Source organism: Brooklawnia cerclae, assembly GCF_011758645.1.
GTDB lineage: Bacteria > Actinomycetota > Actinomycetes > Propionibacteriales > Propionibacteriaceae > Brooklawnia > Brooklawnia cerclae.
Map to the genome: position 1 here is coordinate 521,322 of NZ_JAAMOZ010000001.1, position 13,296 is coordinate 534,617.

12 protein-coding genes are annotated in these 13,296 nt (G+C 67.9%); 4 read left to right on the forward strand and 8 right to left on the reverse strand.

Annotated elements, in window-relative coordinates:
* Positions 1 to 7 precede the first annotated feature (7 nt).
* The 6 genes from FB473_RS02570 to FB473_RS02595 form a co-directional block, all read right to left on the reverse strand.
* On the reverse strand, positions 8 to 1,138 hold the full coding sequence (locus tag FB473_RS02570; RefSeq protein WP_167164555.1) for a resuscitation-promoting factor: 1,131 nt from the start codon (positions 1,136 to 1,138) through the stop codon (positions 8 to 10).
* Between the two features lie 185 nt (positions 1,139 to 1,323).
* Complete coding sequence (locus tag FB473_RS02575) at positions 1,324 to 1,920, reverse strand: superoxide dismutase (RefSeq protein WP_167164557.1); 597 nt, start codon at positions 1,918 to 1,920, stop codon at positions 1,324 to 1,326.
* Positions 1,921 to 1,996: 76 nt separating this feature from the next.
* Positions 1,997 to 2,593 carry a class I SAM-dependent methyltransferase gene (locus tag FB473_RS02580; protein WP_167164559.1) on the reverse strand — a complete coding sequence of 199 codons (597 nt, stop codon included), beginning with the start codon at positions 2,591 to 2,593 and terminating at the stop codon, positions 1,997 to 1,999.
* A complete protein-coding gene (gene truA, locus FB473_RS02585) occupies positions 2,590 to 3,426 on the reverse strand; it encodes a tRNA pseudouridine(38-40) synthase TruA (protein WP_167164561.1) in 837 nt (278 codons plus the stop codon). The genes FB473_RS02580 and truA overlap by 4 nt, the downstream gene beginning before the upstream one ends.
* Positions 3,423 to 4,160, reverse strand: coding sequence for a tRNA (guanosine(46)-N7)-methyltransferase TrmB (gene trmB, locus FB473_RS02590; RefSeq protein WP_167164563.1), 738 nt, complete (start codon positions 4,158 to 4,160; stop codon positions 3,423 to 3,425). Before trmB ends, truA begins: the two co-directional genes overlap by 4 nt.
* Positions 4,161 to 4,188: 28 nt before the next feature.
* A complete protein-coding gene (locus tag FB473_RS02595) occupies positions 4,189 to 6,252 on the reverse strand; it encodes an elongation factor G-like protein EF-G2 (protein WP_167164565.1) in 2,064 nt (687 codons plus the stop codon).
* Between the two features lie 217 nt (positions 6,253 to 6,469).
* On the opposite strand from FB473_RS02595, the gene rplM reads away from it, so the two are divergent.
* Together rplM and rpsI are read left to right on the forward strand one after the other, a co-directional pair.
* On the forward strand, positions 6,470 to 6,913 hold the full coding sequence (gene rplM / locus FB473_RS02600) for a 50S ribosomal protein L13 (RefSeq protein ID WP_167164567.1): 444 nt from the start codon (positions 6,470 to 6,472) through the stop codon (positions 6,911 to 6,913).
* Positions 6,914 to 6,939: 26 nt separating this feature from the next.
* A complete protein-coding gene (gene rpsI / locus FB473_RS17820; RefSeq protein WP_167168905.1) occupies positions 6,940 to 7,467 on the forward strand; it encodes a 30S ribosomal protein S9 in 528 nt (175 codons plus the stop codon).
* Between the two features lie 79 nt (positions 7,468 to 7,546).
* Here the strand turns inward: rpsI and FB473_RS02610 are convergent, their stop codons facing one another.
* On the reverse strand, positions 7,547 to 8,830 hold the full coding sequence (locus FB473_RS02610) for a 13E12 repeat family protein (protein WP_167164569.1): 1,284 nt from the start codon (positions 8,828 to 8,830) through the stop codon (positions 7,547 to 7,549).
* 148 nt (positions 8,831 to 8,978) lie between these two features.
* Here FB473_RS02610 and glmM point away from each other — a divergent pair, with 148 nt between their 5' ends.
* Positions 8,979 to 10,331, forward strand: coding sequence for a phosphoglucosamine mutase (glmM, locus tag FB473_RS02615; RefSeq protein WP_167164571.1), 1,353 nt, complete (start codon positions 8,979 to 8,981; stop codon positions 10,329 to 10,331).
* 16 nt (positions 10,332 to 10,347) lie between these two features.
* Here glmM and coaA read toward each other — a convergent pair whose 3' ends face one another.
* A complete protein-coding gene (gene coaA / locus FB473_RS02620; RefSeq protein WP_167164573.1) occupies positions 10,348 to 11,280 on the reverse strand; it encodes a type I pantothenate kinase in 933 nt (310 codons plus the stop codon).
* Between the two features lie 170 nt (positions 11,281 to 11,450).
* Between coaA and glmS the strand changes: the two genes are divergently transcribed.
* Positions 11,451 to 13,295: a glutamine--fructose-6-phosphate transaminase (isomerizing) gene (glmS, locus tag FB473_RS02625; protein WP_167164576.1), complete on the forward strand. Its 1,845-nt coding sequence runs from the start codon at positions 11,451 to 11,453 to the stop codon at positions 13,293 to 13,295.
* Position 13,296: the final 1 nt, after the last annotated feature.

The following is a 13,296-nucleotide window of genomic DNA, read 5'->3' on the forward strand; positions in this document are numbered from 1 at the left end:
CGTCGGGTCAGCTGATGCCGAGCTTGGCGGTGCAGGAGGGCCAGGCTCCCCAGCCCTGTGCGGCCTGAACCTGCGACGCGATGGCGATCTGCTGCTCGCGAGTGGCCTGGTCGGCGGTCGACGCGTAGGTGCCGCCTCCGTATGCCTGCCATGTACCGGCCGAGAACTGCAGGCCACCGTAGTAGCCGTTGCCGGTGTTGATGGCCCAGTTGCCGCCGGATTCGCACTGGGCGAGGGAATCCCAGACCGAGCCGCTGGCCACCGTCGGAGCCGACGCACCGGTGTTGGTGGAGGTCGTCGAGGTGGACGCGGCCTTGGTGCCGACCGACACCTGCTTCGGGACGGGCTGCTTGGTCACGTCCTCGCGGACGACGCTCCGTGACTCCTCGACCCCGTCGACCGTGACCACCTTGATGACCACGTTCTTCTCGCCTGCCTGGCCCTCCTGGGTCACCTGCTCGGTGCCCTGAGCCAGGTCGGCGTTCTCGGTGGAGACCGTCTCGAAGTCGACCGGCTGCGTCTCGGTGACCTCCTGGCTCGACACGCGCTGCACGACGACGGCGAGCCCTGTGCTCAACGCGGTGGCGCGGTCGGGGGAGACCCGATCGTCCGAACCGAGCTTGACGCCTTTCTCGGTGAGCAGCGCGTCGACGTCGGACGCCGTGGACTTCGCGTCCACCGTCGCGCCGTCGACGGTGATCGTGACGTTCTTGGGAGTGGTGGCCGACAAGGTGAGGCCCTCGCGTCCGAGCGGTGTGGACCGGTCGACCGACAGCCGGGTGTCCTTGTCGTGCAGGTCGAACTCGGCGAGCGCCTCGTCGACCGTGAGAGCCGTGGTCCAGATGGTCCGGCTCTTGCCGTCCACGATGATGGTGAGCGGGCGGCCGTACTTCACGACGACCGTGGTCCCGTCGGAGATCCTGTCGCTTGCGGTCGGCACGACCTGGTCGTGCGCGCCGAGGACGATCTGATTCTTGTCGAGAGCGTCCTGGACAGTGCTTCCCCACACGTGGACCGACTGCTCCTGGCCATCGACCGACAGCGTGATCGCCTTGTCGGCGGCGCTGGCGATGCCTCCGACCCCAACGGACACCGCGGTGACGGTGCCCGCTACGATCGCGACAACGGTCTTCTTCATTGGTCTTCTCCAGGTTGGTTGTCCGGGTACGGGGTGGTCCTAGCCCACCCGCGGTGAACACTCTACGTGGAACCTGAGAGATTGCAAAGAAGATCTAAGTAAATCGTTGGGATTCTGTTGTCCGCGGACGCGGCGACGCCCTCGTCCCGGAGGACGAGGGCGTCTTTGAATTTGCTTGTCGCGGCTTACTTGGCGGCGGCGAAGCGGGCGGCGACGTCGGCCCAGTTGACGACGCTCCAGAAAGCGTTCACGTAGTCCGCCTTGACGTTCTTGTACTGCAGGTAGAAGGCGTGCTCCCACATGTCGAGCAACAGCAGCGGCACCGAACCCACGGGAAGGTTGTTCTGCTGATCGTAGAAGGCCAGGGTGTTGAGCCGTCCGGCGACCGGGTCGTAGGTGAGGGCGCCCCACCCGGAACCCTGGATCGACAGCGCGGCAGCGCCGAACTGCTTCTTGAAGGCATCGAAGCTGTCGAAGTACTCGTCGATCGCGGCGGCCAGCTCACCGTCGGGACGCTCGGGGGCGTTGGGGGCCAGGTTCTTCCAGAAGATGCTGTGGTTGGTGTGGCCGCCGAGGTTGAAGGCCAGATCCTTCTCGAGCTTGCTGACGGCGCCGAAATCGCCTGTGGCGCGGGCCTCGGCAAGCTTCTCCAGCGCGGTGTTGGCGCCGTCCACGTAGGCCTTGTGGTGCTTGTCGTGGTGGAGCTGCATGATCTCGCCGCTGATGTAGGGCTCCAGCGCACCGTAGTCGTAGTCCAGATCAGGCAGGGTGTAGATGGCCATGATTGCTTCGCTTCCTTTCGGGGGTCGATGCCGCGGCCTTGGCCGCTGTCTGGTACAGCGACAAGGTCGGCCGCGTTTATTCCGGCTGTATGCGCAGGACGCGGTACCCCTTGCTCGACGCGACCCGGTCGGTCGGCCAGCCCTGATCGATCAGCCAGGTCTGCAGGGAGTCGGCACCGAGGTTGCGCCCGACGACGAGCCAGGCGATCCCGCCGGCTCGAAGCCTCGGCAACCAGGTCATCAGCAGGTCGTGGAGGGCGGTCTTGCCCACACGGATCGGTGGGTTGGACCAGATCTCGTCGTAGCTCGCCTGTGGCTCGATGCTGCCGGGATGACCGGAGTGGACGCGATCGCCCACCCCGAACCGCTCCGCATTGCGAGCCGTGAGCTCGCAGGCGAGCGCGTTCACGTCCACGGCGTCCACCCGGGCGTCCGGACAATTGCGCGCCAGTGCGACAGCGATCGGTCCGAAGCCGCACCCCAGGTCGAGAAGTCTTCGAGCGGACGCCGGGGGAGGCTGGGTCGCGCGGAAGAGCACCCGGGTGCCCGGGTCGAGCCTGTGTGCGCTGAACACGCCGGGGGCCGACCAGAAGGTGTACTCGTCGTCCCAGATGGTCGCCTGTACCTCGTGGAGCGCGGCGGGCTTGTCGGGGGTCTCGAAATAGTGGCTCATTCGCATCCTGTACAGGGTGGGGCCGGCAGTTCGCGGAAGGCACGCGCCTCGGCGGCCCGCTCGGCCAGCAGCTCGTCGGGTGGGTAGCCGACCTCTTCGAGGCACAGACCTCGTGCGGGCATCACGTGGATGTCGGATTGCCGCACGGATTGCGCGGCCATGCGGGCCAGCCAGGCGGCATCCCGCCTGTGAGCACCGACCGCCCAAAGGGCGCCGACCAGCGAGCGCACCATCGAATGGCAGAAGGCATCGGCCTGTACCACGCAGGTGATGGTACGACTGGGATCGTCCTGCCTGGCAACCGAGAGGAGCGTGAGGTTCCGGATGGTCGTGGCCCCCTCCCGGTGCTTGCAGAAGGCGGCGAAGTCACGGAGCCCGAGAAGACCGGCCGCAGCCGCGTCCATGGCCGCGACGTCGAGTCGCTCTCGCACGGGCGTCACCTGGCCGCGCAGCACCGGGTCGGGATGTGAGTCCGGATCCCACAGGCGATACACGTAGCGGCGCCACGTGGCCGAGAACCTGGCGTCGAATCCCTCCGGGGCCCGGCGTACCGTGCGCACGGCGACGTCCTCGGGCAGCACTCGTGCCAGCCGCTGAGCGAGGTGCGTGCCGTCGACCTCCTTCGGCAGGTCGACGTGGGCGACCTGCCCGCGAGCGTGGACGCCGGCGTCCGTGCGTCCGGCAACGGTCAGCCGGGCGGGCTCGTCGAGCCGCAGCACCATGGTGATCCAGTGCTCCAGCTCACCCTGCACGGTGCGCAGGCCCTCCTGCGTCGCCCAGCCGTGGAAGGCGGTGCCGTCGTAGGCGATGTCGAGGCGCCAGCGGCGGGTCACGGCATCCTCCGGTACAGCAGGTCGACGACGGGACGCCTGGCCGCGAGCCCGCGTGCCTCGAAACGGGTGACCGGCCGGTCGGGTGGGCGGGGAGCCCGGCCTCCGGGTGCATCGGCGTGTGCGTTCTCCAGCGCGGGCTCGGCGTCCAGCACCTCGCGCATCCATTCGGCGTAGTCGGGCCAGTCGGTGGCCAGCCGCCACAGGCCACCGGGGACGAGCCGTGTGGCCACGAGCGCGGCGAACGCGGGCGAGACGAGGCGGCGTTTGTGATGGCGGGTCTTGTGCCACGGATCGGGGAAGAAGGTCCACAACTCGGCCAGTGTGCCGACAGACACCAGCTGCTCGAGCCCTTGCACCCCGTCGGCCACCACCAGCCGCACGTTGTGCACCCGCGCATCGGCGAGTTTCAGCAGGGAACTGGCCACTGCGCGCTCGTAGACCTCGAAGGCCACCACGTTCATCGCCGGACGTGCCGCTGCCATCGCCACCAGAGAATCCCCGGTGCCCGAGCCGATCTCGACCACGAGCGGGGCCTCGCGTCCGAAGCGTTCGCGCCACTCGACCGTCGTCCCGGGTGCCACCGAGGTGCTCAATTCGCCGCGCGGGACCTCCACGATGTACTCGTCCGACAGCCGGGTCAGCGCCTGGCGCTGCGAGTCGTTCATACGCGGGCTCCTGCGCACGTACGAGACGATCGTCCGGCTCGGTGCAACCGGACGCGTTGGCTGTGGCATGCCTGCCAGCCTACTGGTGGGACGCCGCTCAGCCCTTCAGATGCTCCTGGGCGACGTTCGCCGGCATCAACTCGTAGCCGTGGAAACACCGGGTGAAGGTGCCGGTGCCGCGGGCTATGCCACGTAGGTCGATGGCGTACCGGCACAGCTCGCTCTGCGGGACGAGCGCCCGGACGACGCTGCGTCCCTCACCCACGGAGTCGGTGCCCTGCACCTGGCCGCGCCGGTTACCCAGATCGGTCATGACGGCGCCGAGGTATTCGTCCGCCACCTCGACGCCGATCTCGTCGAGAGGCTCCAGCAGTGCGACGGTGCTGGCCGAGGCCGCCTCCTTCAGGGCGAGGGCCCCGGCCGCCTGGAAGGCCATGTCGGACGAGTCCACCGAGTGCGCCTTGCCGTCGTAGAGAGTCACCTTGATGTCGACCATCGGATAGCCGGTGATCGTGCCGCGTTCCATCTGCGTCCTGACACCCTTCTCGACCGACGGGATGAACTGGCGCGGCACCGCTCCGCCGACGACCTTGTCGATGAACTCGAACCCGGCACCGCGCACGTTCGGCTCGATCCGGATGTCGCAGACGGCGTACTGCCCGTGGCCTCCGGACTGCTTGACATGGCGCCCGTGGGCGCTGGCCGGAGCCACGAACGTCTCACGAAGCGGTGTGTGGATCTGGTCGACCTGGATGTTGACGCCGTAGCGCTCCTTCAGGCGCGTCATCAGCAGGTCCTGGTGCGATTGACCTGTGGTCCACAGCAGCAGCTGGTCGGTGCCGGAGGCGCGCTCGATGCGCACGGTCGGGTCTTCCACCAGCAGGCGCTGCAACGCCCCGGCAAGTTTGTCCTCATCACCCCGGGTGGCGGCGCGTATGGCCGTCGGCAGCAGTGGTTCGGGCAGCGGCCACGGCTCGACGACCACGGGGGACGAGGCGTCGCTCAGTGTGTCCGCGGTCTCGGCCGTGGTGAGCTTGGCGACCATCACGATCTCCCCGGCGATGGCCTTGTCCTTGCTCGCCAGGTCGATGCCCGCGGGCGCCGACAGCAGGCCGACGCGCTCGGTGTCGTCCACCTGACGGCCCCGGCGCCCCGAGAGATGCACCGAGGCGTCGGGGCGGAGGGTGCCGTTGAACACGCGCACCATGGACAGGCGGCCCGCGTAGGGGTCGGAAGTGGTGCGGATGACCTCGGCGATGAGCGGCCCGTCGGCTTGTACGTCCGGGACGTCGACGGGGTCGTCCGCGGGTGTCGTGACCAGCGGTGGCTTCCAGCGCAGCGGTGTGGGGAACCCCCGGTCGATGACGCCGATGAGTTCCTCGGTGCCGACGCCGCTGGTGAGCACGGGGATCACCGGGTAGAACCGGCCGAGGTAGAGGGCCTTCATGAGATCCTGGACCACTTCGTCGACCGCCAGTTCGTCGCCGTCGAAGTAGCGTTCGAGCAGGTCGTCGTCCTCGGATTCGGTGATGATCGACTCCAGGTACTCGGTGCGGAACCCGTCGATCGCCTCGGTTTCGGCGTCGCTGGCCACGCGGGCGACGCGGCGTCCGGACGAGTAGTCGTGCACCTTGCGGCTCAGCAGCGACAGGCTCCCCACGATCTGGCCGTCGTCGTCGACGAACGGCATGTATGCGGGGTGGACGCCCTCGCCGAAGGCCTGCTGACATTCCTGGACGGTGGCCTCGAAACTGGCTCGCTCCGTGTCGAGCTTGGTCACCACGATCGCCCGGGGCGTGCCGACGCCGGCACACTCGGCCCACAGCAGCCTGGTGGTGATGTCGATGCCGTCCGCCGCGCTGATCACGAAGACGGCGGCGTCGGCGGCGCGCAGACCTGCGCGCAACTCGCCGACGAAATCGGGGTTGCCCGGGGCGTCGAGGAGATTGATGACGGTGCTGCCGTTGGTGATCGTGGCCAGGGTGAGGGCCGCGGCGCGCTCGGGATCGTCCTTCTCCCCGCGGTAGCCGGGCACGCGGGTGCGAATGAGGTTCTCGAACAACGTGGTCTTGCCCGATCCCGACGAACCGATCAGGACCACGTTGCGAAGGTCTGCGGGATCGGTTGCCTGGGGTGCTGATGTGCTCGCCTTTGAACTCATGAACCAACATTGCCCCCCTGTGCAGGGGTCTGCAAGGATTCCGGACATCTTCCGGACGCCTGCTCGTCACCCCGATTTGGTGCGGTCGGCCGTCGTCGACTAATCTGGACGGCGGTCGTTCCCGCGCGGGGTCTGTTCGCAGATCCCGGGTCCCAGGAAGAATGGGAACGCCTTTTTGTTCGTGTCCTCGCAAAATCAACTGGACGGAAGACAACCCGTGACTACGTATAGCCCAAAGCCTGGTGAGATCACCAGGGAGTGGCTCGTCATCGACGCCACCGATGTCGTGCTCGGCCGTCTGGCCACCACGATCGCCAAGCTGCTGCGTGGCAAGCACAAGGCGACCTTCGCCCCTCACATCGATGGTGGCGATTTCGTCGTGGTCGTGAACGCGTCGAAGGTTGCGCTGACCGGCAAGAAGACCACCGACTCGCTGCGCTACTCGGTGTCGGGCCGCCCGGGTGGCCTGCGCACGCGGACCGCGGGCGATCTCCGTGACGCGGACCCGCGCACCCTGGTCGAGAAGGCCGTGTGGGGCATGATGCCCAAGAACAAGCTGTCCCGCCAGCAGATGACCAAGCTCAAGGTGTACGCAGGTCCGGAGCACCCGCACTCCGCGCAGCGTCCGCAGCCCTACGAGATCACCCAGGTCGCGCAGTGAGCGCGCCGAACCGCGAGGAAGTGACCGTGTCCGAGACCCAGACCGACGAGACTGTCGTCGATACCCAGACCACCCCGTTCGTCGACGAGCAGAACCGCGAGATCGCCTACCGATCCGATTCCGCGGGTGCCACGCAGGTCGCCTCGACCTCGCGTCCGGCGGTCGTCGCCCCCGGCGTCGGCACCGGCCGCCGCAAGGAGGCCATCGCCCGCGTCCGGCTGGTGCCCGGCACCGGCAAGTGGTCGATCAACGGCCGCACCCTGGAGGAGTACTTCCCCAACAAGGTGCACCAGCAGTCGATCAACGAGCCCTTCGTGACCGCGGCCGTCGTCGACTCCTATGACGTCATCGCCCGCATCGTCGGCGGCGGTGTCACCGGCCAGGCCGGTGCGCTGAGGCTCGGCATCGCTCGTGCTCTCAACGCCATCGACACCGAGGCGAGCCGCCCGTCGCTGAAGAAGGCGGGTCTGCTGACCCGTGACGCTCGCGTCAAGGAGCGCAAGAAGGCCGGTCTCAAGAAGGCCCGCAAGGCTCCGCAGTACTCGAAGCGCTGACTCCCAGCGCTGTCCAGTAGACAGCAGCGACGCCCGTTCCCGCTCGTGGGAGCGGGCGTCGTCCGTTGTGGGACGAGCGCTACTCGAGTGGCGTGTCCTCAAGGCGATGGGTTCCGGTGGGATCGACGCGGTAACGGTAGCCGAGGGGGCTCGCCCAGTCGAAGACGCCCGGAGTGGGCTGACGCAGCTGCCAGCCGGCATGGGTCTTCGCGCGGTGTACGGTGCGCGTGAGCGGGCCGAGGTTACCGGGCCTGGTCTGGCCGGGCGGCCCGGCGAAGCAGTAGGGGATCGTGTGATCGAGGTCGCAGCCGCGTGCGGCCCGCGACGAGCCGGGGAATACCTCGACCGGGTTGCGCAGGACGACTGCCTCGCGGATGCGGTGGGGGATCTCGTACGAATCGGCCGGTGCCATACCGGCAAGGTCGATGACGGGCTGGATCTGGATGCGGTGGGTGGCCAGCACGTCCCTGAGGAGCCCGACGGGGATCGCGCCGAGGGTCTCCTCGCGGGCGATGCCCTGGCCCGAGGCGAGAGCCTGCGGAGTGGTGTGGACGTAGACCTTCGCACGGGGGAGCAGCTTGTCTACGTCGGGGTCGTCGCCGTGCAGCAGAGCGAGGGCCCGGGCGGGGAAGGCAAGGAGTCCGAGGGCCCTGGCGCGTCGTTGGTCGAGTGGCGAGGTGTCGCCGCGGTCGGCGTAGGCCGCGGCGATGCGGTCGACGGTGTCGTCGAGGTAGCGGGCGTCGGCGGCGTCGATACGCGCCCAGACCTCGTTGGTGAGGTCTGGATCGCACGGTCCGATCCAGACGCGGCGCCGGTCTTTCGCGGCCGCGATCTGTTGGGCGGCGAGTTGTGGTGCGGCGATCGAGCACAAACCGTCGACGAGCTTGTGGAGCCGTGCTTGCGTCCAGCCACCGATGGGACGGTCGGCCAGTTGCCGATCGACCCACGCGGCCTCGTGCGCTGTGAGTTCGCTGCACCAGCGGGTGAGCTGACGGGCTGTCCAGGCGGGAACGTCCAGGGTCTGTGCTTGTCGCCACACGGTGGGGAAACGGTGGCGCAGGGTGTGAGCGTCGGCCAGCAGGGCCTGGCAGGCTCTTGCCGAGGTGCTCAGCCTGGCCGCGACCTCGAGATGGGCGTACCGAGGGATGGGCGGCACCCCGTCGTCGGTGCTGTCGATGGGGGCCTCGTCGGCGGGCATGGTGTCGGCGAACACCTGGCACAACTCGGCTGCGGCCGCGAGCCGGTCGGCCTCGGCCTGCCGTACCGCGCGATCGGCGGCCGCGAGGTGTTCCACTGCAGCCCGGCGGCGCTCGCACATGGGGCTGCGGTCGTCCGGCACCCATTCACCCAACCAATCGAACATGTGTACGATTCTAGAGGTCGGCTGTGACACTTCGGGCCGGAAGTCGCGACCTGTGGGAAACATTGATCGCGGCTTCGTGTCCGCCGGAGCGATCGGGCCGCATCGCCCCGATCGCAGTGCTCCGGAGCTGACGCTAGGCTCTGTGCCCATGGCACGACTCTTCGGAACCGACGGCGTGCGTGGCGTCGCCAATGACGACTTGACCGCTGAACTCGCGATGGAGCTGGCGGTGGCCGCTGCCCACGTGCTGGGCGAAGCCGGCGCGTTCGATGACAGACGACCGTTCGCACTCGTCGGCCGCGACACCCGCATCTCGGGCGAGTTCCTCGAAGCCGCGGTGGACGCGGGGCTCGCGAGCGCCGGTGTGGACGTCGTCGATGTCGGTGTCGTCCCCACCCCTGGTCTGGCCCATCTCGTCAACGCACAGGGCGCCGACCTCGGAGTCATGCTGTCGGCTTCCCACAACCCGATGCCCGACAACGGCATCAAGTTCTTCCAGCGTGGTGGGGTCAAGCTGGACGACGACATCGAGGACGCCATCGAGCAGCGCCTGAACGAACCGTGGCGTCACCCGACGGGCGCCGCGGTGGGCCGTATCTCCAGGGACGACGGCACCTTGCTGCACCGCTACATCGACTATCTGGTGGCCAGTCTTGAGGGGGTCCGTCTCGACGGGCTGAAGATCGTCGTCGACGCCGCGAACGGAGCGGCATCCCTCACCGCCGTCCCCGCCTTCGAGGCCAGCGGCGCCACTGTGATCGGGACGAACGACACTCCCAACGGGCTCAACATCAACGACAACTGCGGGTCGACCCACATCGAGGGGTTGCAGACGGCCGTGGTCGCACACGGAGCCGATCTGGGGATCGGCCTCGACGGTGACGCCGATCGATGTCTGGCGGTCGATGCGTCCGGGGAGATCGTCGACGGTGATCAGATCATGGCGATCCTCGCCCTGTATCTGCAGTCACAGGGCAGGTTGCACAGCAACACGCTGGTCGCGACGATCATGAGCAACCTCGGGCTGATCAACGCGATGAAACACCACGGCATCAAGGTCGACCAGACGCGCGTCGGCGACCGCTACGTGCTGGAGGCGATGGCCGAGAACGGCTTCAGCCTCGGGGGGGAGCAGTCGGGACACGTCATCATCAGCGAGTACGCCAACACCGGCGACGGGGTGCTCACGGGTCTGCATCTCGCTGGCTGCATGGCGTCGTCCGGACGGTCGATAGCCGACCTCGCGTCCGTGATGACGACCCTGCCCCAGGTGATGATCAACGTTCCCGACGTCGACAAGATGCGCGCCGGCATCGATCCCGAGATCACCCAGGCGGTCACGGCGGCCAACCGCGAGCTCGGCGAGGGCGGACGAGTCGTCCTGCGCCCGTCGGGAACCGAGCCCCTCGTGCGGGTGATGGTGGAGGCCGTGACGCAGGAAAAGGCGCAGCACGTCGCCGAGGAACTCGCGGCGATCGTCGCCAGGCGTCTGGCCCGCTGAGGTCTGCGGCGGCGGGTCAGATCTTGCGGATCTGCACGCTGTGGATGACGTGGTTCGCGCACTTGCGCAGGATCACGGTGGCCCGGTCCTTCGTGGGCTCGATGTTGTGCACGAGGTTCGGGGCGTTGATGGTGTCCCACACGTGCCCGCCGGCCTCGACGGCCTCGTCGTCGGTCATACGTGCGTATGCGCGGAAGTAGCTGTCGGGGTCGCGGAACGCGGTGTCGCGCAGGGCGAGGAAACGCGTGATGAACCAGTCGCGGATGGCTGCGGCATCGGCGTCCACGTACACGGAGAAGTCGAAGAAGTCGCTGACCGCGAGCCCCGCGCCCCCCGGACGGGCCACGTGGGCAGGCTGCAGCACGTTGAGGCCCTCGACGATGAGGATGTCGGGCCTCTCGATGGTCAGCAGCTTGTCGGGGACGATGTCGTAGATGACGTGAGAGTACGTCGGTGCGGTGACGGTCGCGGCACCGGACTTGACCGCGACGACGAAGTCGAGGAGAGCCCGCCGGTCGTAGCTCTCGGGGAAGCCCTTCTTGTCGAGGATGCCACGTTCGATCAGGACGGCGTTGGGATACAGGAACCCGTCGGTGGTGATGAGTTCGACCTTCGGGTTGCCCGGGGTGCGGCGGAGGAGCTCTTGCAGCAGGCGGGCCGTGGTGGACTTGCCGACCGCGACCGAGCCCGCCACGCCGATCACGAAAGGGGTGGGGCTCGGGGAGATGTGGAGGAAGTCGTTCGACTCGGCGTACAGCTGGTCGTGGTGCATCCGATGGAGGTGGATGAGCTGAGTCAACGGCAGGTAGACCTCGGCGACGTCGCGCTCGTCGGTGGGATCGCCAAGGCCGCGTAGCCGATTGACCGTTGTGCTGTCGAGGCGGATGTGCCCGTCCCGCGCCAGGTCTGCCCAGTCCTGCCTGGCCAGAGTTACCCAGGGGCTGCTCACAGCCGGTCTCCTTCCCCCGTTTTCCCCCGTTCGCTCGCCATAGCCTAGCGGGGAGTCACATGCGGTCCCAATGCGGTTGCCGGGCAGGTGACCAGTCGCCCAAGCTACGCTGGCTCGCACGTGCGCGGCGCGGTTCGGAAGACATCGTGAGGCATGGATAGGGTGGGAGCATGTGCGGAATCATCGGATACGTCGGGCCGCAGGACGCGCAGCAGGTCATCATCGACGGCCTGCGGCGCATGGAATACCGCGGTTACGACTCCGCCGGCATCGCCGTCGTGGCGGGCGGACGGCTCTCGACCGCCAAGAAGGCCGGCAAGCTGACGAACCTCGAGGCGGTGCTCGCCTCGGCGCCGCTGCCCGCGTCCAACCAGGGGATCGGACACACCCGCTGGGCCACCCACGGCGCTCCCACGGACGTGAACGCCCATCCGCATGTGTCGAACGACGGCCGCGTGGCCCTCGTCCACAACGGGATCATCGAGAACTTCGCCGAGTTGCGCGCCGAACTCGAGGCGGAGGGCACCACCTTCGTCAGTGAGACCGACACCGAGGTTGCGGCGCACCTGCTCGCCCGCGAACTGCGGTCGGTGCCCCTGCTCGAAGCGATGTGCGCGCTGGCCAACCGGCTCCGGGGCGCCTTCACCCTCGTGGCGGTGGACGCCCAGGATCCCGAGCACGTGGTGGCCGCCCGTCGCAATTCGCCGCTGGTGGTCGGGGTCGGCAACGGCGAGAACTTCCTCGCCTCCGACGTGCTGGCGTTCATCGCGCACACCCGCGACGTGATCGAGCTCGGCCAGGACGAGGCGGTGCTCATCAGCCGCGACGAGATCACCGTGGTGAACTTCGACGGCACCCCCGCGCACACCCGCCGCTATCACGTCGACTGGGACACCTCGGCCGCTGAGAAGGGCGGCTTCGACTGGTTCATGCGCAAGGAGATCTTCGAGCAGCCCCAGGCGATCGCCGACACCCTGCTCGGCCGGTACAACAACCGCGGGGAACTCGTCCTCGACGAGATGCGCTCGATCTCGCAGGAGGATCTGCGCCGCGTCAACAAGATCGTCATCGTGGCCTGTGGCACCGCCTACTACGCCGGGATGGTCGCCAAGTACGCGATCGAGCACTGGACGAGGGTGCCCTGCGAGGTCGAGGTGGCCTCGGAGTTCCGCTACCGCGACCCCATCATCGACCCGCTCACCCTGTGCGTGACGATCAGTCAGTCGGGCGAGACGGCCGACACACTCATGGCCATCCGGCATGCGCGGGTGCAGGGCGCCAAGGTGATCGCGATCTGCAACACCAACGGCGCCACCATCCCGCGGGAGTCCGACGCGGTCATCTACACCCACGCCGGTCCGGAGATCGGTGTGGCCTCGACGAAGGGCTTCCTCACACAGGTGGCCGCCTGTTACCTCCTGGGGCTGTACCTCGCGCAGGTGCGGGGCATGAAGTACGCGGACGAGATCCGTGCGGTCACCGACGAGCTGGGACGCACCCCGCAGATGATCCAGCAGCTGCTCGACAACGCCCAGCAGGTCTACGACCTCGCGCGCGACCTGTCGTCGATCAACGACTTCATCTTCCTCGGCCGCCACGTCGGCTACCCGGTGGCGCTCGAGGGCGCGCTCAAGCTCAAGGAGATCGCCTACCAGCACGCGGAGGGCTTCGCGGCCGGTGAACTCAAGCACGGGCCGATCGCGATCATCGAGCCCGGCATGCCGGTGTTCGTCATCGTCCCCCCGCAGGGGCGTGATCAGCTGCACGACAAGGTCGTCAGCAACATCCAGGAGGTTCGGGCGCGCGGTGCTCGGACGATCGTCCTCGTCGAGGAGGACGATGCGGACGTGGAGGCCTACTCGAACGTGATCATCCGGCTTCCACGGGTGTCGACGCTGTTGCAGCCGCTCGTGGCGGCCGTGCCGCTGCAGCTGTTCGCCTGTGAACTGGCCACCCTGCTGGGTCACGACGTCGACCAGCCGAGGAACCTGGCGAAGTCCGTCACGGTGGAGTGAG